The organism is Geodermatophilus aquaeductus, from assembly GCF_900182545.1.
Lineage (GTDB): Bacteria > Actinomycetota > Actinomycetes > Mycobacteriales > Geodermatophilaceae > Geodermatophilus > Geodermatophilus aquaeductus.
This window is the reverse complement of sequence record NZ_FXTJ01000003.1, coordinates 54,354-79,040: the sequence shown is the minus strand read 5'-3', so window position 1 is coordinate 79,040 and position 24,687 is coordinate 54,354. Positions and strand designations below refer to the sequence as shown.

24 protein-coding genes are annotated in these 24,687 nt (G+C 75.8%); 15 read left to right on the top strand and 9 right to left on the bottom strand.

Annotated elements, in window-relative coordinates:
- Nucleotides 1–121: 121 nt before the first annotated feature.
- Nucleotides 122–2,062, top strand: a complete 1,941-nt coding sequence (locus FN207_RS09235; protein WP_246065929.1) for a PucR family transcriptional regulator — start codon at nt 122–124, stop codon at nt 2,060–2,062.
- On the opposite strand, the gene FN207_RS09230 is transcribed toward FN207_RS09235, so the two are convergent.
- Nucleotides 2,059–2,922: an SDR family NAD(P)-dependent oxidoreductase gene (locus FN207_RS09230; protein WP_142458235.1), complete on the bottom strand. Its 864-nt coding sequence runs from the start codon at nt 2,920–2,922 to the stop codon at nt 2,059–2,061. The two genes, FN207_RS09235 and FN207_RS09230, sit on opposite strands and share 4 nt — an antisense overlap.
- 93 nt (nt 2,923–3,015) lie before the next feature.
- Here FN207_RS09230 and FN207_RS09225 point away from each other — a divergent pair, with 93 nt between their 5' ends.
- From FN207_RS09225 to FN207_RS09215, 3 genes are all read left to right on the top strand, one after another.
- Nucleotides 3,016–3,591: a TetR/AcrR family transcriptional regulator gene (locus tag FN207_RS09225; RefSeq protein ID WP_185938265.1), complete on the top strand. Its 576-nt coding sequence runs from the start codon at nt 3,016–3,018 to the stop codon at nt 3,589–3,591.
- A 37-nt stretch (nt 3,592–3,628) separates the two neighbouring features.
- Nucleotides 3,629–4,372 carry a DUF5995 family protein gene (locus FN207_RS09220; protein ID WP_142458233.1) on the top strand — a complete coding sequence of 248 codons (744 nt, stop codon included), beginning with the start codon at nt 3,629–3,631 and terminating at the stop codon, nt 4,370–4,372.
- A gap of 91 nt (nt 4,373–4,463) precedes the next feature.
- A complete protein-coding gene (locus FN207_RS09215) occupies nt 4,464–5,222 on the top strand; it encodes an SDR family NAD(P)-dependent oxidoreductase (protein WP_142458232.1) in 759 nt (252 codons plus the stop codon).
- A gap of 69 nt (nt 5,223–5,291) precedes the next feature.
- Here FN207_RS09215 and FN207_RS09210 read toward each other — a convergent pair whose 3' ends face one another.
- The gene (locus FN207_RS09210) at nt 5,292–6,872 is read right to left on the bottom strand and encodes a helix-turn-helix domain-containing protein (RefSeq protein ID WP_142458231.1); all 1,581 of its coding nucleotides are present in this window, start codon (nt 6,870–6,872) and stop codon (nt 5,292–5,294) included.
- Between the two features lie 87 nt (nt 6,873–6,959).
- Between FN207_RS09210 and FN207_RS09205 the strand changes: the two genes are divergently transcribed.
- Nucleotides 6,960–7,715, top strand: coding sequence for an SDR family oxidoreductase (locus FN207_RS09205; protein ID WP_142458230.1), 756 nt, complete (start codon nt 6,960–6,962; stop codon nt 7,713–7,715).
- A gap of 89 nt (nt 7,716–7,804) precedes the next feature.
- Complete coding sequence (locus FN207_RS09200; RefSeq protein ID WP_246065928.1) at nt 7,805–8,719, top strand: DMT family transporter; 915 nt, start codon at nt 7,805–7,807, stop codon at nt 8,717–8,719.
- Here FN207_RS09200 and FN207_RS09195 read toward each other — a convergent pair.
- Genes FN207_RS09195 through FN207_RS09185 form a run of 3 tightly spaced genes read right to left on the bottom strand, consistent with a single transcriptional unit; the run spans nt 8,710 to nt 10,483 of the window.
- Nucleotides 8,710–9,168, bottom strand: coding sequence for a pyridoxamine 5'-phosphate oxidase family protein (locus tag FN207_RS09195; protein ID WP_142458229.1), 459 nt, complete (start codon nt 9,166–9,168; stop codon nt 8,710–8,712). The genes FN207_RS09200 and FN207_RS09195 overlap by 10 nt on opposite strands.
- A 40-nt stretch (nt 9,169–9,208) precedes the next feature.
- Nucleotides 9,209–10,057, bottom strand: coding sequence for a DUF998 domain-containing protein (locus tag FN207_RS09190; protein ID WP_142458228.1), 849 nt, complete (start codon nt 10,055–10,057; stop codon nt 9,209–9,211).
- Between the two features lie 12 nt (nt 10,058–10,069).
- Nucleotides 10,070–10,483 (bottom strand): hypothetical protein, encoded by a 414-nt coding sequence (locus FN207_RS09185; protein ID WP_142458227.1) that lies wholly within the window; start codon nt 10,481–10,483, stop codon nt 10,070–10,072.
- Nucleotides 10,484–10,516: 33 nt separating this feature from the next.
- On the opposite strand from FN207_RS09185, the gene FN207_RS09180 reads away from it, so the two are divergent.
- Together FN207_RS09180 and FN207_RS09175 are read left to right on the top strand one after the other, a co-directional pair.
- The gene (locus FN207_RS09180; RefSeq protein ID WP_246065924.1) at nt 10,517–11,752 is read left to right on the top strand and encodes an MFS transporter; all 1,236 of its coding nucleotides are present in this window, start codon (nt 10,517–10,519) and stop codon (nt 11,750–11,752) included.
- Nucleotides 11,753–11,818: 66 nt separating this feature from the next.
- The gene (locus tag FN207_RS09175; RefSeq protein WP_142458226.1) at nt 11,819–12,736 is read left to right on the top strand and encodes an NAD-dependent epimerase/dehydratase family protein; all 918 of its coding nucleotides are present in this window, start codon (nt 11,819–11,821) and stop codon (nt 12,734–12,736) included.
- A 36-nt stretch (nt 12,737–12,772) separates the two neighbouring features.
- On the opposite strand, the gene FN207_RS09170 is transcribed toward FN207_RS09175, so the two are convergent.
- Entirely contained in the window at nt 12,773–12,976 is a 204-nt protein-coding gene (locus FN207_RS09170; protein ID WP_142458225.1) for a hypothetical protein, read from the bottom strand.
- 75 nt (nt 12,977–13,051) lie between these two features.
- Nucleotides 13,052–13,354: a hypothetical protein gene (locus FN207_RS09165; protein WP_246065922.1), complete on the bottom strand. Its 303-nt coding sequence runs from the start codon at nt 13,352–13,354 to the stop codon at nt 13,052–13,054.
- 219 nt (nt 13,355–13,573) lie between these two features.
- Between FN207_RS09165 and FN207_RS09160 the strand changes: the two genes are divergently transcribed.
- Complete coding sequence (locus tag FN207_RS09160) at nt 13,574–16,189, top strand: ExeM/NucH family extracellular endonuclease (protein ID WP_142458224.1); 2,616 nt, start codon at nt 13,574–13,576, stop codon at nt 16,187–16,189.
- Between the two features lie 125 nt (nt 16,190–16,314).
- On the opposite strand, the gene malQ is transcribed toward FN207_RS09160, so the two are convergent.
- Entirely contained in the window at nt 16,315–18,207 is a 1,893-nt protein-coding gene (gene malQ / locus FN207_RS09155) for a 4-alpha-glucanotransferase (RefSeq protein WP_142458223.1), read from the bottom strand.
- A gap of 107 nt (nt 18,208–18,314) precedes the next feature.
- Here malQ and FN207_RS09150 point away from each other — a divergent pair, with 107 nt between their 5' ends.
- From FN207_RS09150 to FN207_RS26220, 6 genes are all read left to right on the top strand, one after another.
- Nucleotides 18,315–19,232, top strand: coding sequence for a helix-turn-helix domain-containing protein (locus tag FN207_RS09150; RefSeq protein WP_142458222.1), 918 nt, complete (start codon nt 18,315–18,317; stop codon nt 19,230–19,232).
- Between the two features lie 5 nt (nt 19,233–19,237).
- A complete protein-coding gene (locus FN207_RS09145) occupies nt 19,238–19,900 on the top strand; it encodes a hypothetical protein (protein ID WP_142458221.1) in 663 nt (220 codons plus the stop codon).
- A 61-nt stretch (nt 19,901–19,961) separates the two neighbouring features.
- A complete protein-coding gene (locus tag FN207_RS09140) occupies nt 19,962–20,993 on the top strand; it encodes a TIGR03885 family FMN-dependent LLM class oxidoreductase (RefSeq protein WP_142458220.1) in 1,032 nt (343 codons plus the stop codon).
- A gap of 159 nt (nt 20,994–21,152) precedes the next feature.
- A complete protein-coding gene (locus FN207_RS09135; RefSeq protein WP_142458219.1) occupies nt 21,153–21,338 on the top strand; it encodes a hypothetical protein in 186 nt (61 codons plus the stop codon).
- Between the two features lie 108 nt (nt 21,339–21,446).
- Nucleotides 21,447–23,120: an alpha-amylase family protein gene (locus tag FN207_RS09130; RefSeq protein ID WP_142458218.1), complete on the top strand. Its 1,674-nt coding sequence runs from the start codon at nt 21,447–21,449 to the stop codon at nt 23,118–23,120.
- 134 nt (nt 23,121–23,254) lie between these two features.
- The gene (locus FN207_RS26220; protein WP_185938264.1) at nt 23,255–23,899 is read left to right on the top strand and encodes a hypothetical protein; all 645 of its coding nucleotides are present in this window, start codon (nt 23,255–23,257) and stop codon (nt 23,897–23,899) included.
- A 21-nt stretch (nt 23,900–23,920) separates the two neighbouring features.
- On the opposite strand, the gene FN207_RS09120 is transcribed toward FN207_RS26220, so the two are convergent.
- A complete protein-coding gene (locus tag FN207_RS09120; RefSeq protein ID WP_142458217.1) occupies nt 23,921–24,661 on the bottom strand; it encodes a hypothetical protein in 741 nt (246 codons plus the stop codon).
- Between the last annotated feature and the right edge of the window lie 26 nt (nt 24,662–24,687).

Genomic DNA, 24,687 nt, shown 5'->3' with positions numbered 1-24,687 from the left:
TAGGCGGCGCGTCGCACGTCCTCGTATGGCGAATGTGGCCAAGAATGGGGGTGCCCGTCCAGGCACACCTGCCAGGTTGCTGCAACCCGACATGGACACCGGGCGACGAGGAGGGCGAGCCGTGACCTACAGTGAGGCCCCGATGACCTCTGGCTCCTACCCCACGGCGCCCCTGCAGCTGCCGCAGGGGTGGCAGGACTTCGCCCGCTCCACGTCGGCCCGTGACGACCGCGGCGAGTGGCGCGACCGGGTGGGCCTGCGCGTGGACGAGGCCCTGCGGCTGCCCCGCCTGGCCGGCGCCGAGGTGGTCGCCGGCCGCGCGGGCGCGGACCGCACCGTACGGCACATGGTCGTCGACGACCCGTCGGCCCCCCTCCGGAGTGCGGGGCCCGACGTCCTCGTCGTCCTCGGGGCCCGGCTGCCCCCGGCCGACCCGGCCGCGTGCCGGGCGCTGGTCGAGCGGCTGGTGCAGGCCGGCGCCGCCGCCCTGGCCTTCCGCCGCGGCGAGGGCCCGCCGCCGGTGCCCTCCGAGGTGCTGGCCGAGGCCGATCGGCACGGCTTCCCCGTGGTGGCGCTGCCGCCCACCGTCCGCATGGACGAGGCGGTCTCCGAGGTCCTCGGCGCCGTGGTGCGCAAGCAGAGCGAGGCGCTCGCCCTCTCGGCGCGCATGCACGACCAGTTCATCGACGTCGCGCTCAGCGGCGGCGGCCTGGCCGAGGTCACCGAGCAGCTGGCCACCTTCCTCGAGGGCGCCGCCGTCCTCGGCCTGGGCTCCGACCGCGAGATCATCACCAGCGCCGGCCCCGCCGACGACGTCGCCGAGATCAGCGACTGGCTCTGGCTGCTCGACGCCGAGGCCGAGGACGAGCTGGCGATGATGGCGCCCTCGAGCCGGCTCTCCGGCGTGCGCGCCGACCAGACCGTGGTCACCCCGGCCGACGTCCTCGCCGACGCCGACCTCTCGCCGGCCGACGGCATCCTGCTCGTCCCCGGGCACCACGAGCTGCCCGGCGGGGTGGGGGAGTACGCCGTCGCGCCGATCATGGCCGGCGACCAGCGGCACGGCTGGCTGGTGGCGGTCCACCGCAGCGGGCAGATGGTGGTCGGCGCCGGCGGTGTCCTCGAGCGGGCCGCCGTCGTCTCGGCGCTGTCGGTCATCCGCCAGCAGGCGGTGCACTCCGTCGAGCTGCGCTTCCAGGGTGACCTGGTGCGCCGACTGGTGGGCGGCTCGCTGCGGCACACCGAGCGGGCGCTGGCCCAGACCCGCTCCTTCGGCTGGCGGCTCGACGGCCCCGTCGTCGTGCTGGTGACCGCCACCGAGACCGCCGCCGACCCGCAGGCCGACCCCACCCGCGCCCTCGACGTCCTCGACCGGCTGGCCGACGGCTGGCGGGCCGCGCTGGAGACCGAGGTGAGCGGCGCGGCCGTCGCGGGGCTGTCCACCGAGATCGTCACCGTGCTGCCGCTGGACGGGCGGACGCCGGAGGAGATCACCTCGCTGGTCACCGCGGTCACCTCGCGGGTCAACGCCCGCGTGCGCCGGGTCGGCCGCGTGCTCGGCACCGGCATCGGCCGCCCCGCCGAGTCGATCTCGGCGCTGGGGGAGGCCCACCAGCAGGCGCAGCGGGCGCTCGGCGTCGGCCAGGAGATCCACGGGACCGCTGCCGTCACCCACTTCGACCAGCTCGGGGTGTTCCGGCTGCTGTCGCTGATCCCCGACAGCACGGAGCTGCGCTCCTATGTCGACGAGGTGCTCGGGTCGCTGGCCGACGCCGCCGACCCCGACTCCGCCGACCTGCGCGAGACGCTGCGGGTGCTGCTGGAGACCAACCTCAACGTCGCGGAGTCCGCCCGCCGGCTGCACTTCCACTACAACACGATGCGCTACCGCATCGGCAAGCTCGAGCGGCTGCTCGGGCCCTTCACCACCGACCCGACGCTGCGGCTGAACCTGCTGCTGGCGCTGCACGCCGCCCGCATGCGCGGGCTGGACCAGCCGCACCGCCCGCCGGTGGACGCGGGCCTGCTCCCGCCCGACGACGGCTACGACGCGCTCGTCTAGGGACGGGTGAGTTCCAGGCTCGCCTCCCACAGCTCGCGGGCGCGGGCGGGATCGCGGCTCTCCGGCGACGACGGCGTCTCGACGCCGCGCTCGAGGTAGCGCCCGCTGGTGCCCGGTGGATCGGTCACCGCGGCGGCGAGCCCGGCGGCCGCCTGCTCGACGCCCGACGCGAACGGCAGACGGGCCAGCAGCGGCGCCAGCACGGTGTAGACCGCGCGCGCCGGGGCGGGGTAGCCGCGGTGCAGCCCGGTGCCGGGCACCAGGCCGGGGTCGAAGACGGCGACGTCGACCTCCGGGTGCCGGCGGGCGAGCTCGGCGCCGAAGAGGACGTTGGCCAGCTTCGACGTCGCGTAGGCGCGCTGCCCGGACTCCCGGCGCGGGCGGGCCAGCTCGCGTGGGTCGGCCCAGCGCGGCGCGGGGAAGGGCCCGGACCGGCGCCACGTGCCCCAGTGCGTGCCGCTGCTGACCACGACCACCCGCGCACCCGGCGCCAGGTGCGGCAGGAGCTCGACGGTGAGCAGGAAGTGCGCGAGGTGGTTGACCGCGAAGGTCAGCTCGTACCCGTCGGCGCTCGCCCGGTCTGCGCGGGGGAGCTGGACGCCGGCGTTGAGCACCAGCGCGTCCAGGCGCCCTCGGGCGGCGACGCGGGCGGCGGCGGCCCGGACGTCGTCGAGGGAGGCCAGGTCGAGCGCGACGACGTGGGCGGGCGGCCCCAGCCCGGCGGCCACCTCGGCGCCGCGGTGGTGGTCGCGGGCGCCGACCAGCACCTGCCACCCGCCGGTGGCCGCGAGGACACCGGCGGCGGCCCGCCCGAGCCCCGACGTCGCCCCGGTGACCAGTGCCGTCCGCCTGCCGTCCATCGCGTCCTCCGCGTCCTCGCCGGGGTCTTCGGGGACGTCGTCCCGATGTGGGACTCTGTGTCGGACGAGGACGACGTGTCAACTGGAGGACGGGTGGAGGAGACCGCCGCGCAGCGGCGCCGCCGTCGGCTGCGTGCCGAGGTGAGCCGCCGCGCCGTCGTGCTGTTCGCCGAGCAGGGCTACGCGGCCACGAGCACCGAGCAGGTGGCCGCGGCCGCCGACGTCTCGCGCAGCACCCTCTTCCGGCTGTTCGCCGACAAGGAGGACCTGCTCTTCGGCCTCGAGGACGACCTGCTCGCCTCGGCCCGGGAGGCCGTGGCACAGGCGCCGGCCGACCTCCCGCCGTGGGCGGCGGTGCGCTCGGCCGCCGTCGCGGTCGCCGGGCAGGTCGCCGCGCTGCGCGACCTGCTCCTCACCCGGGAGCACGTGGTGGCCGGCGTGCCCGCGCTGCAGTCGCGGGCGGCGGCCAAGCTGCGCCGCTGGGAGGGGGCCCTGGCCGAGGGCCTCGGAGCCCGAGGCGTCCCGGCGCAGGACGCGCAGCTGCTCGCCAAGCTGGTGGTCGCCTGCTTCGAGGTGGCGCTGGCCGGCTGGCTGGCGGGCGAGCCCGGCGACCTGCCCGACCTGCTGACGGCGGCGCTGGACCGGCTGCCGGAGCTCCTGCGCGCCTGAACGGCGGAACCGGGGGGTCCGGGGGCACGATCGCGGCGTGACCGCACCGGTGGACGCGCTCGTCGCCCGCATGCAGGAGCTGCTCGACGACGTGACCGCCGCCGGCGACCCGGCGCGCCACTTCCTCGGCACCTACCTGCGGACCACGCAGGCGGTGAACGCGGCCATCGACGCCGGCCGGTTCGAGGACCCGGACTGGGTGACCGCCTGGGACGTCGACTTCGCCGGTCTCTACCTCGACGCCCTCGACGCCCACCGCCGCGACCCGGCCACCCCGCCGGCGCCGTGGCGGGCCGCCTTCCGCACCGACCCCGCCGCCCGGCCCGAGGCGCACGTGCTGCTGGGGATGAACGCGCACATCAACTTCGACCTGCCGCAGTCGCTGGTGCGGGTGATCAGCGTGGCCGACTTCGCCGACCCGCCGCTGCTGGACTCCCGCCGTCGCGACCACGAGGCGATCGACGAGGTGCTGGCCGCCCGGGTGCAGGCGGAGGACCGGGAGCTGCAGGCCGCCGGCAGCCCGCGGACGCCGCTGGACCGGCTCACCGGCGGGCTCAACCGGACGGCGACCCGGGTGCTGCTGCGGGAGTCGCGGCGCCGGGTGTGGGCCAACACGACGGTCCTGCACGCCGCCCGGCTGCGCGGGCCGGAGGAGCTCGCCCGCCGCACGGCGCAGCTCGAGGCGGCCGCCGCCGCCCGGGTGGCCGACCTGCAGCGCAGCGGGCCGGTGCTGCTGCGGCTGGCCGTCCGCGGCTTCGGCGTCAGCCTGCCGCCGGACTGAAGCACACTGCCGGATCGCCGGGCTGCCGGATGGCGGAGCCGGGCGCAGGCTGTCCGGGGTGCCGCACCGGGCGGCACGGGAGGAGGACCGCATGACCGACGCCGGCCGACCACTGTCCGGGAGGGTCGCCCTCGTCACCGGGGCGTCGTCGGGGATCGGCGAGGCCACCGCCGTCGCGCTGGCCCGGGCCGGGGCCGCCGTCGCCATCGGCGCCCGCCGCGCCGACCGGCTCGCCGCGCTGGCCGGGGAGCTGGAGGGCGCGGGCGCCCGCGTGCTGACCCTCGACCTGGACGTGACCGACGAGGCCTCCTGCCGCGCCGCCGTCGCCCGCACCCGCGCCGAGCTCGGCGGCCTCGACGTCCTCGTGAACAACGCCGGGGTGATGCTGCTCGGCACGATCGTCGGTGCCGACGTCGAGGACTGGCGCCGGATGCTGTCGACCAACGTGCTCGGCCTCATGTACCTGACCCACGCGGCGATCGACGGCATGCTCGAGCAGGGCTCGGGCGACGTCGTCAACGTCTCCAGCGTCGCGGGGCGCACCGCGCGCAAGGGCGCCGGCGTCTACAACGCGAGCAAGTGGGCGGTGAACGCCTTCAGCGAGTCGCTGCGCCAGGAGGTGACGACGCGGGGTGTGCGGATCTCGCTGGTCGAGCCGGGCGCGGTGGCCACCGAGCTCACCGACCACATCACCCAGCCCGACGCGAGGGCCGCGTCGAAGCGGATGGCCACCGAGATGACGCCGCTGCAGGCCGAGGACGTCGCCCGGGCGATCGTCTACGTCGTGAGCCAGCCCCCGCACGTGGCGGTCAACGAGGTCCTCGTCCGCCCCACCGACCAGGAGAGGTGACGCGCTGGAACGGCCCCTCGCAGGGGCCCGCCGCGAGCATGCGAGCGGTGGGGGGCGAGGGGTCCTTCCTCAGTCGGAGAAGACCTCGATCGAGGCGCCCATCTCGACCAGGCGCTCGTAGAGGTGCTCGTAGCCGCGGGCGATGATGTCGACGTTGCGCAGCACCGACGTGCCGCGCGAGGCGAGCATCGCCAGCAGGATGCACACGGCCGGGCGCAGCGCCGGCGGGCAGACCACCTCGGCGCTGCGCCAGCGGGTCGGGCCGGTGACCAGCACGCGGTGCGGGTCCATGAGCCGGACGTCGGCGCCCAGGCGGGTCAGGTCCGACAGGTGGATGGCGCGGTTGTCGTAGACCCAGTCGTGGATGAGCGTCGAGCCGGTGGCCGAGGCGGCGATGACCGCGAAGAACGGCAGGTTGTCGATGTTGAGCCCCGGGAACGGCATCGGGTGGATCTTGTCGATCGGGGCCTTGAGCGACGACGGGTGGATGGTGACGTCGGCCAGCCGGGTGTGGCCGTTGTCGGCCACGTACTCCGGGGACAGGTCGTAGCGCAGCCCCATCTCGGCCAGCACCGCCAGCTCGATCTCCAGGAACTCCACCGGCGCGCGGCGCACGGTCAGCTCCGAGCAGGTGACGATGCCCGCGGTCAGCAGGCTCATCGCCTCGACCGGGTCCTCGCTGATCGTGTAGTCGACGTCGGCGTCGAGAACCGCCCGGCCGGTCACGGTGAGCGTCGTCGTCCCGAGGCCCTCGACGCCGACGCCGAGCAGCTGCAGGTACAGGCACAGGTCCTGGACCATGTAGTTGGAGCTGGCGTTGCGGATGACCGTGGTGCCCTCGGCGCGGGCGGCGGCCAGCAGCGCGTTCTCAGTGACGGTGTCGCCGCGCTCGGTGAGCACGATGGTGCGCCGCTCGCCGGCCCGTGGCCCGACGGTGGCGTGGTACTCGCCGGCGTGCGCCTCGATGTCCAGGCCGAAGGGGCGCAGCGCGATCATGTGCGGCTCCACCGTGCGGGTGCCGAGGTCACAGCCGCCCGCGTAGGGGAGCCGGAACTCGCGGGCCCGGTGCAGCAGCGGGCCGAGGAACATGATGATGCTGCGGGTGCGGCGGGCGGCGTCGGCGTCGATGCCGGCCAGGTCGAGCTCGTCGGGCACCTGCAGCGTCAGGTCGCGGCCGGCGGCGTCCCAGGTGGCCGAGACGCCGATCGAGCGCAGCACGTCGAGGATCCGGTCCACCTCGACGATGCGGGCCACGTTGCGCAGCGTGGTCCGGCCGCGGTTGAGCAGCGAGGCGCACAGCAGGGCGACGGCGGCGTTCTTCGACGACTTCACCGTCACGCTGCCGCGCAGCGGCGTGCCGCCGGTGACCCGCAGGTGGGTGGGGCCGGCCGGGCCGACGCTGATCAGCTCGCTCTCCAGCGCCTCGGACAGCCGCCCGAGCAGCTCGAGGGTGAGGTTCTGCCCGCCCTGCTCGATGCGGGCGATCGCGCTCTGGCTGGTGCCCAGGCGTTCGGCGAGCTGCTGCTGGGTCAGCCCGCGGTGCCGGCGGGCGTCGCGGACGAGCAGTCCGATGCGCTCGGTGGCACTGGTCGCGCCGGTCGCGGGGAGGGAGGTGGTCGTGGTCTCGGCCGGGAGCTCGGTCGCCGTCACGGATCGAGACGGTATCTCGCAGATGAGATACGGAGGGTGCGGCACGCCGCTGGAACGGGAAGGACCGGTCCGGCCAGACTGCACCCCATGGACGTGGTGGTCACCGGAGGCAGTGGTCCGCTCGGCCGGTCCCTGGTCCCGTCGCTGCAGGCGGCCGGGCACCAGGTGCGGCAGATGTCGCGGCGGGGGGCGGGGCCCGGTGGCGTCCGCGGTGACCTGGCCACCGGCCGGGACCTGGCGACGGCGGTCCGCGGTGCCGAGGTCGTCGTGCACGCGGCCAGCGACCCGCGCGGCAACCCCTGGGAGGTCGACGTCGCCGGCACCCGGCGGCTGGTGCAGGCCCTCGACCGCGACCGGCTGCGGCACCTGGTCTACGTCTCGATCGTCGGCGTCGACCGGGTGCCGTGGAACTACTACCGGGCCAAGTACGCCGCCGAGCAGGTGCTGCTGGCCTCCGGGCTGCCGGTGACGCTGGTGCGGATCACCCAGTTCCACCACTTCGTCGACGGGATGATGGCGACCGCCAAGCGCGGGCCGGTGCTCGTCGTGCCGATGGGCTGGAGCGCCGCGCCGGTCGACGTGGCCGAGGCGGCGGGCTTCCTCACCGAGGTCGCCGCGCGTCCGGCCGCCACCGACGTCGTCGAGTTCGGCGGGCCGGAGGACCTGGCCGCGGCCGACCTCGCCCGCACCTGGGTGGCGGCGCGCGAGCCGAACGTGCGGGTGGTGGCCACCCCGCTGCCGGGCAAGCTGTCGGCGGCGTTCCGGGAGGGCGGCGTGCTGCCCGGGCCGCGGGCCGCCCGGGGCCGGGTGACCTACGCCGAGCACCTCCGCGGCCGGCCCTGAGGGCAAGCGGCCTGCCGTTCTCCGCAAGCCGAGCGCCAGGTCCGGAAAGCGCCGGTACCGCTACCCGCCGGCGACCTAGGGTCCGGGTCGTGCCCGCCCGCCCGATGTCCCCGCCGGTCCTCGCCGCCGTCGCCGTCACGGTCCTCGCGTGGGCCTCGGCCTTCATCGGGATCCGGGCGGTCGGCGCCGACCTCTCGCCCGGCGCGCTGGCGCTCGGCCGGCTGCTGGTCGGCACGGTCGTGCTGGCGCTGCTGTCGCTCGGCCGCGGCTGGGTGGCCCCGACCCGGCGGGAGTGGCGGCTGCTGGCGCTGTGCGGGATCGGCTGGTTCGCCGTCTACAACGTGGCGCTCAACGCCGCCGAGCAGCACCTCGACGCCGGGACGACGGCGATGCTGGTCAACGCCGCCCCGATCCTCATCGCCGTCCTGGCGGGGGTGTGGCTGGGCGAGGGCTTCCCGCGCTGGCTGGTGGCCGGGCTCGCCGTCGCCTTCGCGGGCGTGCTGCTCATCGGGCTGGCCGGCCGGGGGAGCGGCGGCGACCTGCTCGGGGTGCTGCTGTGCCTCGTCGCCGCCGTCACCTACGCCGTCGGCGTCGTGGCGCAGAAGCCGGTGCTGCGCCGGCTGCCGCCGCTGCAGGTGACCGCGACCGCCTGCGCGATCGGCACGGTGTGCTGCCTGCCGTGGGCCGGGGCGCTGGTCTCGGACCTGGCGACGGCGCCGGCCTCCTCGGTGCTCGGGATGGCCTACCTCGGCGCGGTGCCGACGGCGCTGGCGTTCAGCACCTGGGCCTACGCGCTGGCGCGCACCGAGGCAGGCCGGCTCGGCGTCACCACCTACCTGGTGCCGCCGCTGGTGGTGCTCCTGTCGTGGCTGCTGCTCGACGAGGTGCCGCCGGCACTGGCGGTGGTGGGCGGCGGGGTCTGCCTGGTCGGGGTCGCCGTCTCGCGGCGGCGCAGCCCGGCCCGGCCGGTCGGACCCGTCGCGGAGGCGGCGGCTCAGAGGTAGGCGCGCGGGTCCACGGCGGGCGGCAGCTCGCCGGGCACGATCCGCCGGCCGGTGACCGACGTCGGGATCAGTCGCAGCCACCGCCCGTGCTCACCCGGCGCCCAGGGCGTGACGCCGGTGGCCTCGGTGCGCGCGACGAGGTCGGCGCGGTGCCCGGGCCCGACCTCCTCGGCGACGGCGCGCACCAGCACGCTCCACCCGCTGCGGGTGCGCCGGTCGATCTCGTCGACCTCGAAGGTGACGTTGGCGTGGTCGGCGGCGGCCAGCTTGGTGCCGGGGGCGGTGCGGATGACGACCGTCGTCCCGTCCATCGCGTAGTTCACCGGGAACACCAGCGGGTGGTGCTCGGCGTTGACCGCCAGCCGGCCGATCTCCTGGGTGGCCAGCAGCCGGTGGCACTCCTCGACGGGGATCTCCTGCAGCGTCGGCGCGCTCTCCTCGGCGGTCATGCCCCCATCGTGGCCGCGACCCGGAACGGCCGCGACCGGTTCAGCGCTCGCGGCGCCGGCGGGGGCCGGCCCAGGGGTCGTCGGGGTCCAGGTCGTCGTCGTGCAGGTCCTCGTCGTGCAGGTCGTGTGAGGGGTCGTCGGTGGCGGCGGGCGCGGTCCGGGCGCGGCGGGCGGCGGCCTCCAGCGCGTCGTCCCGCTCGGCGGCGCGCCGGGCCCGCTCGAGCCGCTCCCGCTCGCGCTCGGCGGCCTTCCTCTGGCGCCGGGTCGGGCGGTCGGCGTCCGGCTCGGCGCGGGTGCGGCTGAGCCACCACAGCGACGGCCCGGCCAGCGCCAGCGCCACGGGCAGCACGTAGGCCGCCGCGCGCTCGGTGCCGCCCTCGCCGAGGAACCCGACCACGCCGGCGCCGTAGAAGACGGTCATCGCGGTGGCGAGCAGGCCCAGCAGCGCCAGCGTCGTGCCCAGCGCCTCCGACCAGGGCCGCACGGCGTAGGCCAGCGCCATCACCCCGAGCCCGCTGCCGGCCAGGTAGAGGACGGCGCCGGTGGTGTGCAGCGCCGGCGAGGTGAGGCGGGGAAAGACGCCGACCATCAGCACCCCCAGCGCCGCGACGCCGAGCAGCCCCACCGCGGGCCGCGCCGCCTGCCCGCGCAGGACCGGCAGCAGCGCCACCGCGCCCGCGCCGATCAGGCCGGCCTGCACCACGAAGGAGGCGTTCATCAGCGCGTGCGCCGGCTGGACGGCGTCGCCGAGGGCGCTGATGACGTCGGCCGACCGCGAGTACGGCAGCGGCGACCGCAGTTGGGCGATCGTCTCGACGACGAAGAACTGCAGGGTCAGCAGCCAGGCGACCGCGCCCCAGGGGATCCGCTTGCTCGGCACGACGCCCATGGTCCCAGCCGGTCAGCGCAGCGAGCCGAGGACGGCGGCGTACTGGCCGGGCGTGAGGTACGAGGGGTTGCTGCCGGCCGGCATCCGCAGCACCTCGGCGTCGCGGGCGACGGGATCGGCCAGCAGCTCGGCGCGCGGCACGGGCGCGGCCAGCAGGGTGAGCCGGACGGCGACGACCGGGCCGCCGGCGTCCTCGCCGACCTCCCCGGCCAGCTCCCCGACGGCGTGCACGCCGGGCCGGTCGGGGCCGCTGCGCCACAGCAGGCACGGCGCGCCGGGCGCCATCAGCCCCAGCCGGTAGGAGCGGCGCAGGCACCGGGAGAACGTCGCCGCCTGCCCGGCCTGCCACCCGGGGACGGTCTCCTGCGGCGGCCGCGCGGTCTTGAGCACCCAGCAGGCGACGTCGGCGGGCTGGAGGCGGGCCACGGGCCCATCCCAGCAGCCCGGCACGATGGGCGCGTGCCGTCCCCGTCCGATCCCGGGAACGGGCCGCTGCCCCGCGGCCACCGGGCGGGGGACCCGGCGCTGCGCCGGGCGTCGCTGGCGGTGTTCCTCGCCGGGCTCGCGGTGTTCGCCGTCCTCTACGCGCCGCAGGCGCTGCTGCCGGAGCTGGCGCGCGCCTTCGCCGTCTCGCCGGCCGCGGCGACGCTGTCGGTCTCCGCGGCGACGGCGGGGCTGGCGCTGGGGCTGCTCGTCCTCGGGCCGCTGTCGGACCGGATCGGCCGCACGCCGGTGCTGCGCGTGGCGCTGGCCGGCGCCGGCGTCCTGGCCGTCCTCACCGCCGTCGCGCCGGCGTGGGAGGTGTTGCTCGGGCTGCGCGGCCTGCAGGGGTTCGCGCTGGCCGGGCTGCCCGCCGTCGGCGTGGCCTACCTGCGGGAGGAGCTCGACGCCCCGGTGAGCTCGCGGGCGATCGGGCTGTTCGTCGGCGGGACGGCGATCGGCGGGCTGGCCGGCCGCGTCGTCGCAGGCGCGCTGGCCGACCTCGGCGGCTGGCGGACCGCCCTCGGCGGCATCGCGGCGCTCGCCGTCGGGTGCACGGTCGCCGTCTGGCTGCTGCTGCCCGCCTCCCGCCGCTTCGTGCCGGTGCCGCGGCACACGCCGGTGCTGCGCCAGCTCGCGCGCGGTCTCGGCGACCCGGTGCTGCTCGGCCTGTACGCGCTGGCCGCGCTGCTCATGGGCGGGTTCGTGGCCGTCTACAACGCCGGCACCTTCCGGCTGGAGAGCGAGCCCTACGGCCTGTCGCCCACGCTGACGGGACTGGTCTTCCTCACCTACCTGTTCGGCTCCGTGGCCGCGCCGGTGGCCGGGGGTCTGGCCGAGCGGATCGGACGGCGGGTGGTCGTCCCGGTGGCCCTGGTGGTCACCGCGGCCGGGCTGGCGCTCACGCTGGCCGCGCCGCTGGTGCTGTTCGTCGCCGGCCTGGCGGTGCTCACGATCGGGTTCTTCGCCGCACACGGTGTCGCCAGCGGGTGGGTGGCCGCGCGCGCCGCGCTGGGGGAGCGGCCGGTCGGGCAGGCCGCCTCGCTGTACTCGTTCTGGTACTACGTCGGCTCCTCGGTGGGCGGCACGCTGGCCGGACGGGCCTGGGCGGCCGCCGGGTGGCCGGGCGCGGTCGCGGTGGCGGGCACCGGCATCGGCGGCGCGCTGCTGCTGGCGCTCCTGCTCGGCCGCAGCGCCAGCCTCGGCCGCCGCTGACGGGGGCTGTCCGCGGTGGCCGGCAGCCGCTGGCGTCGCCCGATCCGACGGGCACCGGGAGTCGCCATGCACGTGTTCGTCACCGGTGCCACGGGCTTCGTCGGCGGCGCCGTCGCCCGCGCGCTGCTGTCCGCGGGGCACGAGGTCACCGGGCTGGTGCGCGACCCCGCCCGGGCCGGCTCGCTGGAGCGCGCCGGGGCGACCCTGCAGCGCGGCGACATGCTCGACCCCGCGGCGTACGTGCCGTCCGCCGAGCGCGCCGACGCGGTGGTGCACGCCGCGCAGCTCGCGGTCCCGGCCCGGCTCACCCGCCGGCGGTCGCGGGCGGTGTTCGACGCCGACGCGCAGATGACCGCGGCGCTGGCCGACGCCTGCACCCGCACCGGCGCGCGGCTGGTCTACACCGGCGGCTGCTTCGACTGGGGTGACCACGGGGACGACGTCGTCGACGAGGGCACGCCGCTGTCGCCGTCGCCGATGGGGGAGGGGCACGCGCGGCAGGCCGCCGAGCTCGACCGCCGGCACCGCGCCGACGGTCTCGACGTCGTCCGGCTGTCCCCGGGCTTCGTGTACGGCCCCGGCGGCCTGTTCGCGTCGGCGTTCGTGGACCAGGCCCGCAGGGGCCGGCTGCGCTGCATCGGCGCGGGGACCAACTGGTGGAGCTGCGTGCACGTGGACGACCTCGCGGCCGCCTACGTCGCCGCGCTCACCGGCGCGCGGCCGGGAGCGGCCTACGCGGTGGTCCACGACGAGCCGCTGCGGCTGCGCGAGCTCACCGACCTGGTCACCGACGCGCTCGGCCGCTCGCGGACGGGGAGCGTCCCGCCGGGGCTGATCTCGCTGCTGCTCGGCTCGACGCTGGTGGCCAGCCTGGTCACCAGCTTCCGCATCAGCGGCGCTCTCGTCCGCGACGAGCTGGGCTGGACGCCGGCCCGCTCGCGGTTCCGGGACGCCGTCGCGGAGGTCGTGGCCGCCACCCCCTGACCGCCGCGCGGCGACGGTCAGGGAGGCGGCCGGCGGTCAGTCGGTGGCGGAGTGGAACTCCGCGCCGGCGGGGTCGGCGTCGTCGGAGCCGACGGCCTGCCGCTCCTGCTCGGTGCGGTGCTGCAGGGCGTCGTCGTTCGGCCGGGGATCGGTCTTGCCGTGCGCCTGGCGGTCGCGCGGCGCCGACTCCTCGGTGTCCATGACGTCGTCGAGGGTGGGGCGGTCGGGTGGGGTGGTCATCGCGGTACCTCCGCTGCGTCGTCGTCGATCGGTCTCGACGGGAGGCCATAGCCGCCGGGCGGGCGGGGAAACACCTCAGCGCTGCTGGAGCGACCCCGCCGGCAGCCAGGCCTCGACGAGGACCGCGCCGTGCGGGCCGGGGACGGCGTAGGCCACCCGCCCCTGCCAGCCGCCGGAGTGCTGGCGCCACTCCACGAGCAGCCCGGGGACCGTCCCCTCGGCGCCCGGCGGGGCGTGCACCCAGCAGTGGCGGCCGGCGCCGGCCTCCCGCGGACCGGGCCGCGGCACGTCAGGTGCGGGCGGGGGCACGACGCCGGAGTCGGCGGCGCGCTCGCCGAGCGACGGCCGTGAGCTGCCCCGGTGCATCCCGCCTGCCACCCGCGCAGTCTGGCACGGCGGTCGAACACGCGTTCGACGAGTGGCGTCGGGCCGTCGAAGCGGCATGGCGGCGTGTCGACAGGGCGACACGCCGACTCGGCTGTGATCTGGATAACAGACCACGCGTGCAGTCACACCGTCGTCACTTCCCGTTGTTGGTATGTGCACGGAGCGTCCTTAGCCTCGCTCACGTCCCCGCACCTGCCTGAAGGGTCCTCCGTGCCTTCATCCCCCCGTCCCCGGCGCGTCCTCGCGCGCCGGGCGGCACTCGGCACCGCTGCCGCGTCGCTCGCCGTCGTGGGCCTGCCGACCATCGCGTCGGCCGCGCCCACCACGCCGTACATCTCCGAGATCCTCTACGACAGCGTCGGTGCCGACGCCGGCGAGTTCGTCGAGGTCACCCTCCCGCCCGGGACCAGCACGGCCGGTCTGTCGGTCGTCCTCTACAACGGCAACGGTGGTGCGACGTACACGCCCGTGCTGTCGTTCGCCCCCACCACCGCGCCGGCGAACGCGTCGGTGGCGGTAGCGGCAGCCGCTCCAGGACTGCAGAACGGCAGCCCGGACGGTCTCGCACTCCTCCAGAACGGCACGGTCCTCGAGTTCCTGTCGTACGAGGGCTCCTTCACGGCCACCGGGGGCCCTGCGTCCGGCAGGACCAGCACGGACATCGGCGTCACCCAGACCGAGGCCCCGACCGGACAGTCGCTGTCGCGGCTGGACGCCCCTGCCGGCGACACGTTCTCCTGGGTGGCCGGGGCGGCGACCCGCGGGGCGGTGAACCCGCCACTGGCCACGGAGCCGCCGCCGGTCGGGACCGACGTGTGCGACACGGAGCCCACGCACGAGATCGGCGCCGTGCAGGGCACCGGCGCTGCCACCCCGCTCGCGGGGCAGACGGTCACCGTGCGCGGTGTCGTCGTGGGCGACGTCGAGGGCTTCTCCGGCTTCTACCTGCAGGACCCCGACGGTGACGGCGACGCCGCGACCTCCGACGGCGTGTTCGTGTTCAGCCCGGTCGCGGTCGACCTCGGCGACACCGTCGCCGTCACTGGTCAGGCGCAGGAGTTCGGCGGTCAGACCCAGATCACCTCGCGCACCGACGTCGCCGTCTGCGCCGACGGCACCGCCGCGGACCTGCCGGCACCCGCTCCGCTCGACCTGCCCGCCGACGACGCCACCCGCGAGCGGCTCGAGGGCATGCGCGTGGCGCCCGCCGACACGCTCACCGTCAGCGAGGTCTTCGACCTCACCAGCTTCGGCGAGCTGACCCTCTCCGAGGGCGGGCTGCTCGTGCAGCCCACCGAGCTCGCCCGCCCGGGTACCCCGGAGGCCGCCGAGGTCGCGGCGGACAACGCGCTGCGCAGCATCGTCCTCGACGACGGCCTGAGCGCACGGGTCGGCACCACGACCCGCCCCTACCTGTCGCCGACCACGCCGGTCCGCGTCGGTGACGCGCTGTCCTTCGCCGAGCCGCTGGTCCTCGGCTACGGCTTCACCGCCTGGCGGCTGCAGCCGGCCGACGGCACCGCAGCCGGCGTCTTCGCGCCGCAGAACACCCGGACGGCGGCCCCGGAGCCGGTCGGCGGGGACGTGCAGATCGGCGCGTTCAACGTCCTCAACTACTTCCTCACCATCGGCGGCGAGGGCCGCGGTGCCACGAGCCCGGCGGAGTTCGAGGAGCAGGCCGGCAAGATCGTCCCGGCCATCCGGGCCCTGGGCGCCGACGTCGTGAGCCTGCTCGAGATCGAGGACACCGACTCCACCGGCTACTCGCCGGGCAACGCCGACAGCGCGCTGGCCGACCTGGTCCGCCGGCTGAACACCGCCGAGGGCGCGCCGGTCTGGAGCTACGTCCCGCTGCCGCAGGAGCTCTACGCCGTCGACCGGGACGTGATCCGCAACGGGATCATCTACCGCAACGACGTCGTGCAGCCCGTCGGCGCTCCCGTCGGGCTGGTCGACGAGGCCGTCTGGTCCAACGCCCGCGAGCCGCAGGCGCAGACCTTCGTCAAGGACGGCGACGCGTTCACCGTCATCGCCAACCACTTCAAGTCCAAGAGCACGGGCGCTGCCACCGGCGACAACGTCGACGACGGCGACGGCCAGGGCCAGTGGAACGGCGACCGCGTCCGCCAGGCGCGTTCGGTGGCGGCCTTCGCGGCGCAGATCGAGCAGCGCACCGGCGACGCCGACGTGGTGCTCATGGGCGACCTGAACGCCTACACCCAGGAGGACCCGATCGAGGAGCTGCGGCAGGCCGGCTTCGTCGACCTCGGCACGGAGTTCGACGAGGGCCGCTACAGCTACGTGTTCGACAACCTGTCGGGCTCGCTGGACCACGCGCTGGCCACGCCGGAGCTGACGGCCAAGGTCACCGACCTGGTGCACTGGAACATCAACTCGGTCGAGTCGTTCGCCTACCAGTACACGGGTGACCCGGCGCTGTACGCCGCGAACCCCTACCGGTCGAGCGACCACGACCCGCTGGTGTTCGGGATCGACCTGGAGGAGCGCTGCAACGGCCTCCTCCCGACGGTCCGCGGCACCGCCGGGAACGACACGCTCCGTGGCACCAACGGCGTCGACGTGATCATGGGCCTCGGCGGCAACGACACGATCGCCGGCGGCAACGCCGACGACGTGGTCTGCGGCGGTGCGGGCAACGACACGCTCGCCGGTGACAACGGCAACGACCGGCTGCTCGGCGGCTTCGGCGACGACGCGCTCACCGGTGGCAACGGCGACGACACCCTGATCGGGGGCCCGGGCACCGACGGCCTCGACCAGGGCCGCGGCGCGGGCAGCGGCGAGCAGGACGGTCGCGAGTCCTGATCCGCGGCTGAACACGAGTCCGGCGCGGCACCCCGAGCGGGTGCCGCGCCGGACGTGTGTTCGGCCCCCTGCAGGGTCCCGGCGCGAGCTCGCGAGCGTCGGGGAGGGGGGCAGGGGGTCCTTACTCAGGCGCCCTGCCGGGCCTCCCCGCCGGCCTGCTCGCCGATCGCGTCCTCCTCCGGGTCGGTCGTCGCCGCGACGCCCTCGGCCAGGGTCCGCGCGACCTCCCGCAGCAGCGGGTGCGACGGCAGGTCCTCGACGGGCACCGGCAGCGGCAGGGACCAGTTGGGCCGGTCGGTGGTGCCGGGCATGTTGGGCCGGCGCCGCTCGGCCAGCGCGTCGTCGAGGGTCGCCGACAGCAGCAGCGACGGCGCCCGCGCCAGCAGCTCGTGCGCCCGCTTCACCGCCGTCTCCGGCCGGGCGTTCCTCCGCAGCCCCGGCAGCCGCTCCAGCAGCGACGAGCGGCCGCGCTCGAGGTCCTCGTCGGAGCCGGTGCCGCGCTCGCGCTGCTCCTCGAGGTCGGCGCCGCTCCAGAGCCCGGCCACCGTCGGCAGGTCGTGCGTGGTGATGGCGGCCATCGCCTCCTCGGGCCACTCGGCGGGGTCGTCGTCCTCGAACCAGAGCAGGCGGTAGGACAGGACGCCGTGCTCGGCCATGGCCTCCCGGACGCCGTCCTCCACCGTGCCGAGGTCCTCCCCGACGACGACGGCCTGCGCGCGGTGGCTCTCCAGCGCGACGATGTCGAGCAGGTCCTCGGCCGGATAGCGGACGTAGGCGCCGTCGGCGGCACTGCCCCCGGAGGGCACCCACCACAGCCGGAACAGGCCCATCACGTGGTCGATGCGCAGGCCCCCGGCGCCGGCCATGGTGGCGCGGATCGACTCGACGAACGGCTCGTAGTCCCACTCCTGCAGCCGCCAGGGCACCAGCGGTGGGGAGCCCCAGTCCTGGCCCTGCGCGTTGAACTCGTCCGGCGGCGCGCCCACCGTGGCGCCCTGCGCCAGCACGCCCTGCCAGGTCCACGCGTCGGCGCCGCCGCCGGCCACGCCGATCGGCAGGTCCTGGACGACGGTCATGCCCTCGGTGGCGCGGTCGAGCTGCAGCGACAGGCACCACTGCAGCCAGGCGTGGAAGGCGACGTCGCGCTCGTGCTCGGCGACGAAGGAGCCCACGGCACCGCTGCGCGGGTCGCGCAGCTCCTCGGGCCAGGTGTGCCAGTCCGGGCCGTGGACGTCGGCCAGCGCGCACCAGGTGGCCCAGTCCTGCAGCTTCTGCCCCTGGTGCCACCACCAGTCGGGGAAGGCGGGGTCGTCGCGGCCGGTGGCGTCGAAGACCCGGCGCAGCACCTCGCGCTTGCGCGCCCAGATCGCGTCGCGGTCGATGAGCTCACCGTCGGACAGCGCCCGGCCGGCGTCGCCGTCGAGGTCGACCCGGTCGGCGCCGGGTACCTCCTCGACCCGCAGGTAGACCGGGTTGCGGAAGCGGCGGGTGGCCGGCAGGTAGGGGCTGGCCTCCTGCTGCGGCGTCGGCGCGACGGCGTGCAGCGGGTTGATGAGCACGAAGCCGGCGCCCTGCTCCGCGGCCATCTCGCGGACGGCGCGCAGGTCGGCGAGGTCGCCGATGCCCCAGCTGCCGCGGCTGCGGGTGGCGTAGAGCTGCACCGCCCAGCCCCAGGCGCGGTCCTCGGGCAGCCAGCAGCGGCCGGGGGACACGATCAGCCGGCGCCGCGGCCCGCCGGGCTCCTGCAGCCAGTGGTAGCCGAGGGGGAAGTCGGCCGGCAGCTCGCCGTCGACGTGCCGGGCGGACCCGTCCTCGAGGGTCACCTCGGCCTCGTCGACCTCCAGGACGTCGCCGGGACGCGCCACGATGGGCGCCCGGTGCTCGAGGTCCTCGGGCGGCTCGCCGATCACCTCCCGCAGGCGCTCGATGGTGGCCTGCGCGACCTCGTGTTCCTCGTCGAGGGCGTCGAGCCAGGTGGCGTCGATGCCCCACCGGTCGGTGCTGCTGGTGCGTGTCACCCCCCGATCCTCACGGTGGTCCGGGGTGATCGCAGCGCAGGACGGGCGTGGTGCCGGTCTCTGCCGCGGTTGACCCTCCACCCGCTGGAGGGTGCAGGGTCGCGGGCGTGGACGACGGCGTGCGGCTGACCATCGGCGCGGTGGCCGCGCGGCTGGGCGTGCCGGTGCGCACCGTCCGGTTCTGGACCGACGAGGGGCTGGTCGACCCCCCGGTCCGCTCGGCGGGCGGCTACCGGCTCTACGACGCGCGCGCCGTCGCCCGCGTGGACCTGGTCCGCACGCTGCGCGGGCTGGGGCTCGGGCTGCCCGCCGTCCGCGAACTGCTCACCGCCCGCCGGAGCGTCGCCGAGGTCGCCGCCGAGCACGTGCACGCGCTCGACGCGGAGATCCGGCTGCTGCGGCTGCGCCGCGCCCTGCTGCAGGCCGTGGCCCGCGCCGGCACCACCCCCGAGGAGATGAGGATCGTGTCCGACCTCGCCGCGCTGTCCGCCCGCGAGCGGCAGCAGGTCATCGACGAGTTCGTCGACCGCGCGTTCGCGGGGCTGCCCGCCGACGCCCCGGGAGCCGGGCTGGCCGCACCCATGCGGTCGCTGCCCGCCGAGCTGCCCGACGAGCCCACCGCCGAGCAGGTCGCCGCCTGGCTGGAGCTGGCGCGGCTGGTCGCCGACGACTCCTTCGCCGCCCGCGTCCGCGAGATGGCGGTGGCGGGTGCCGGTGCCACACCGGAGGACCCCGACCCGGGGCTGGACACCGGGCGCATGCAGACCCTCGGCCGGCAGGCGCTGGCCGACGGCGTCGCGCCGGGCAGCCCCGCCGCGGAGGCGCTGGTGGCCGAGCTGCTCGACGACGGCCGGGAGGCCGCCCCGGGCCGGCGCGCCGCGCTGGCCGACCGGCTGGCCACCTTCACCGACGCCCGCGTCGAGCGGTACCGGCAGCTGCTGGGCGTCCTCAACGGCTGGCCGCCGTTCGAGCCCGCGGTCCCGGCCGTCGCGTGGTGGATCGCGGCGCTGCGGGCGGCAGACTGACCGCCGTGGCCGACCGCTGGGTGCTGGTGCACCCGCCGCTGCTGGGTCCCGCCGTCCTCGGGCCGCTGGCCGGAGAGCTGCGCCGACGTGGCGCGGAGGTCGCCGTCCCCGACCTGCGCGGGCTGGTGCAGGACCCGGCGTCCGCGGGCCCGTCCGCGGCCGGCTGGGACCGGCGGTGGGCGGCGGCTGCCGACCCGGCCGACGTCGTCGTCGCGTTCTCCGGGGCCGGCATCGTGCTGCCCGCCGTGGCGGCGGCCTGTGGAGCGCGGCGGGCGGTGTGGCTCGACGCCGTCCTGCCGCCCGGGTCCGGGACGGCGGAGTGGCCGGAGACGGTCCGCGGGCTCGTGGCGCCGCTGGTCGCCGACGACGGCCGGGTGGCCGACTGGACGACGTGGTGGGGCCTCGACGCGATGACCGGTCTGCTGCCCGACGAGCGGGTGCGGGCCGCGGTCCTCGCCGAGGGGCACCGGCTGCCGGCGGACCTGTGGTCGGTGGGGGTGGCCGTGCCCCCGCTGACCGCGGCGCCCCGCTACGTGCACCTCTCGCCGGCCTACGACGCCGACGCGGCGGCGGCCCGGGAGCGGGGGTGGGCGGTCGCCGGCGACGGGCGGGGCGCCCACCTCGACGTCGCCATCGACCCCGCGGGCGTGGCCGCCCTGCTGACCTGAGCGGTTGCGGCACCTGCCGGTCCGCCCGGCGCCGGGCCTCCCGCTGCGGTAGGCACGACCGGTGACCGTGATCGGCTTCCACAACTCCCACGAGCAGATCCACCCCGCGGACCTGCTCACCGCCGTCCACCACGCGGAGGAGGTGGGCTTCACCGCGGCGATGTGCTCCGACCACCTGGAGCCCTGGAACCCGCGGCAGGGGCAGTCCGGCTTCGCCTGGTCGTGGCTGGGCGCGGCGCTGGCCACCACCTCGCTGCCCTTCGGCGTGGTCAACGCGCCCGGCCAGCGCTACCACCCGGTGATCGTGGCGCAGGCGATCGCCACCCTCGGCGCGATGTTCCCCGGGCGCTTCTGGGCCGCGCTCGGCTCCGGTGAGGCGATGAACGAGCACGTCACCGGGCACGTGTGGCCGAACAAGGACATCCGCGACGCCCGGCTGCGCGAGTGCATCGACGTCATCCGTGCGCTGCTGGCCGGCGAGGAGGTCAGCCACGACGGGCTGGTCGTCGTCGACCGGGCGCGGATCTGGACGCTGCCCGAGCAGCAGCCGGCGCTCATCGCCCCCGCCGTCACCGCGCGCACCGCAGCCCGGCACGCCGACTGGGCCGACGGCCTGGTCACCATCAACCAGCCGCACGACGTCCTGCGCGAGGTGATCGGCGCCTACCGCGACGCCGGCGGCCAGGGCACGCTGACCATCCAGGTGCACGTGTCGTGGGACCCCGACGAGGACCGGGCGCTCGACGTGGCGTTCGTCCAGTGGCGCAGCAACGTCTTCCCACCGCCGCTGTGCTGGGACCTCGACACGACCACCGCCTTCGACCTGGCCAGCGCGCACGTGCGGCCCGACGACGTCCGGTCCGCCGTCCGGATCTCCTCCGACCTGGCGCAGCACGCGCAGTGGATCGCCGAGTACGTCGACCTCGGGTTCGACCAGGTCTACCTGCACCACGTGGGGAAGGAGCAGCGGCCGTTCCTCGACGCCTTCGGCGAGCACGTGCTGCCGCAGCTCGGCGTCACCCGCCCGGCCCCCGCGGTGGCGACCCGGCCGCTGCGCCCGGAGCAGGAGCCGCAGCCCGCCCTCCTGAAGTAGGCCGCCGCGCTGTTGATCATCGGCTGCGTGCCACCCGCGCCGGCGTGTCCGCGCGTGTCGCGTGCATGCAGCCGATGATCAACTCACCGGGTCACCCGACCGTGTGGCCGCCGACCCGTCGCGTTGTCCGGGGTCGCCTTCCCCGGAGAGCGTGGATCGATGGTGCACTCACCCCTCGCGTCGGCGGTGGTCGGATGCCTCGTGGGGCTGGTCTTCTACCTGGCGATGCCGGCGATCGTGCCGGAACGGATGCCGCAGCGACTGCGGCTCGGTGCAGCCGTGGTCGTGGCGGTCCTGATCGGCCTCGTGTACCTCTTCGTGCGGGGCGGTCTGGACCAGGGGTGAGGGGCCGATGATCAACTCGCGCGGGCCGGCCACGACGACACGCGGGCGGGACCTACGAGCCCGCGTCGTCCTGTTGCTCCGGCGCGCCGGGGTCGACAGTCTCGGCCGGTGAAGATCACCGACACGGCCGACGTCTGGTGGAAGACGGCGGTCGTCTACTGCCTCGACGTCGAGACGTACATGGACTGGAACGGCGACGGCTGCGGTGACTTCGCCGGCCTCGCCCAGCGCATCGAGCACCTCGCCGACCTCGGCGTCACCTGCCTGTGGCTGATGCCCTTCTATCCCACCGCCGAGCGCGACGACGGCTACGACATCACCGACTTCTACGGCGTCGACCCGCGGCTGGGCACCCACGGCGACCTCGTGGAGTTCATCCGCACCGCCAACGACCGCGGCATGCGCGTGATCGCCGACCTCGTCGTCAACCACACCTCGATCGAGCACCCCTGGTTCCAGCGGGCCCGGCAGAGCAGGGACGACCCGTTCCACGACTTCTACGTGTGGCGCGACGACGAGCCGCCGGACACCAGCGACCAGGTGGTCTTCCCCGACCAGGAGAGCTCGACCTGGACGTTCAACGAGCCGACGGGGGAGTGGTACCTGCACCGCTTCTACAAGGAGCAGCCCGACCTCGACGTGACCAACCCGCAGGTGCGGGACGAGGTCGCCAAGATCATGGGCTTCTGGCTGCAGCTGGGCCTGTCGGGCTTCCGCGTCGACGCCGTCCCGTTCTTCCTCGAGACCGAGGGCGGCGCCGAGAGCGACCGCTTCGCCGACCCGCACGAGTACCTGCGCGCGCTGCGGTCCTTCCTCGGCCGGCGCACCGGCAGCGGCGTCCTGCTCGGCGAGGTCAACCTGCCGCACGACCAGCAGCGCGACTTCTTCGGCGGCGACGACGGCGACGAGCTGACCATGCTCTTCGACTTCGTCGGCATGCAGGCCATGTACCTGTCGCTGGCCCGCAACGACGCCGCCCCGCTGGTCAAGGCGCTCACCGAGCGGCCGTTCGTCGACCCCGACAGCCAGTGGGCGACCTTCGTCCGCAACCACGACGAGCTCACCCTCGACAAGCTCTCCGAGGACGAGCGCAAGGAGGTCTTCGCCGCCTTCGGTCCCGAGGAGCGCATGCAGGTCTACGGCCGCGGCCTGCGCCGGCGGCTGCCACCGATGCTCGACGGCGACCCGCGTCGGGTGCGCATGGTCTACAGCCTGCTGTTCTCGCTGCCCGGCACGCCGGTGCTCTTCTACGGCGAGGAGATCGGGATGGGCGAGGACCTCTCCGCCGAGGGCCGGCTGGCCGTGCGCACCCCGATGCAGTGGACCTCGGGCGTCAACGGCGGCTTCTCCACCGCCGACGCCGACCGGCTGCCCGGCCCGGTGGTCAGCGGCGGCTTCGCGCCGGAGTTCGTCAACGTCGCCGACCAGCGCCGCGACGAGGACTCGATTCTGTCGTTCGTGAAGCTGCTCGTCCGCCGCTACCGGGAGTCGCCGGAGCTCGGGTGGGGATCGTTCCGGGTGGTCGACCAGCCGCACGCGGAGGTCCTGGCGCACGTGTGCGAGTGGGACGACGGCACGCTGCTCGCGGTCCACAACCTGGGCCCCGAGCCGCGCACCGTGCCGCTGAGCCTGGACGGCTGCGACGCCTCGCACCGGCTGGAGGACCTGCTGGTCACCCAGTCGACGGCGATCGGGGAGGACGGCGCGGTGGAGCTCACCCTCGACGGCTACGGGTACCGGTGGCTGCGGGTCGTGTCGGAGGACAGCCGCCGGCTGCTCTGACCACGACGCGCGGTCACGCCCGTTCGACGGGCCGTGGCCGCGCGCCGCGGCGGCCCGGGGCGTCGCCGCGGGGTCCCGCCGCGCCCGGCCGACCTGCCGGAGCCTGTCGGGGGTTCGTCCTAGCGTCGCGGGTGATGACCGAGCCCGCCGTCCCCGCACCCGTCCCCACGCACACCGCCCCGCCGAACACCCCGCCCACCGCCCCGGCTCCCGCCGCGGGGGTGTCCACCGCGCCGCCGACCGCCCCCGTGACGGTCCCGGGCAGCGGTCCGGGCGGAGCCGGTGCCACGGCCACCGGCGCGGGCCCGGCGTCCCCCGGTACCGCCGCCCCTGCCCCCGGCGGCTCCCCGGGCACGCCGTCCGCGGCCGTCGTCGAGAGCGGCCAGCACCCGACCGGACCCGTGGCCGGGCGGCCGCCGGTGGTGCGCCCGCGCCGGACCGACCCGCTGACCCGCATGGGCCCGTGGGCGCCGGTCGCCGGTGCGGTCGTGGGTCTGGTGGCCGGGCTGGTCGCCCTGTTCCTGCTGCGGAGCCGGGCCGACGCGTTCGCCGAGGGCCTCGCGCTGGTGTTCCTCGTCGTCGGGCTGACCATGCTCGGCGCGGCGGGGGCGCTGCTGGCCGACGAGGTCCGCCTGGTCCGCCGCGGCGCGCGGGAGGCCGCCGTCCGCCCCGCCTGGGTGGAGGCCACCGCGGGGCTGATCAACGGGCTCACCCCGGCGCGGCTGCTGCTCGGCTCGAGCGCCTTCGTGCTGTTCCTCGCCGCCTACGTCTCCCGCTGAGTCACCTCTGACCGCTTCGGCTCAGCGGTTGCTCTCGTCGCGCAGCTCGGCGGGGTCCAGCCGGCCCTCGACGATGTCCTCGGCGACGTCGTCGACCACGCGGCCGGTGGCGAAGGCGTGCGCGCGCAGCACGGTGAGCGTGTCGACGACGTCGAGGCCGAGCGCCACCGTGGCCTGGCCCGTCGCCTGCCACACCCGGCTGCGGCGGCGGGCGGCGGGGGAGTCCCACCACCGGGCGCCGCCCTCGTCCGCGGACGCGCCGCCCGAGGTGCGCACCAGCTCCTCGGTCAGGCACAGGACGACCGCCTCGACGTCGTCGCGCGGGACCTTCGTGAGCGTGTCGAGGTCCCGCGCGTAGAGGTCGACGATGACCGTGGGCCCCAGCGGCGGGGCCAGGGGCACCGAGAACACCGCCCGGAAGGGCGTCTCGCCGAGCAGCGCGGTGTGCAGGTCGGGCCAGTTGCGCTCGATGTCCTCGAGGTCGAAGACGATCGCGCTGCCGGTGTCGTGGGCGCGCAGGCAGGGACCGTCACCGGTGGTGAACTGCAGCTGCTCGGCGTGCGAGGTGGTGTGGTCGCTGGCGCCGATCGGCGTCCGCAGCCCCGCCCCCTCGTGGATGCTCAGCGCCGCGCCGTCGACACCGACCGCCTCCGCGGCCGCGCGGGCCAGCCGGGAGGGCACCATCTCCAGGCCGCCCTCGTCCGGCTCTGCCGGCTCGCTCAGTGCCTGCAGGAACCGCCCTGCCGCGTCCGTCTCCGCCACCGTCTGCCTCCTGTCGTCCCGATCGC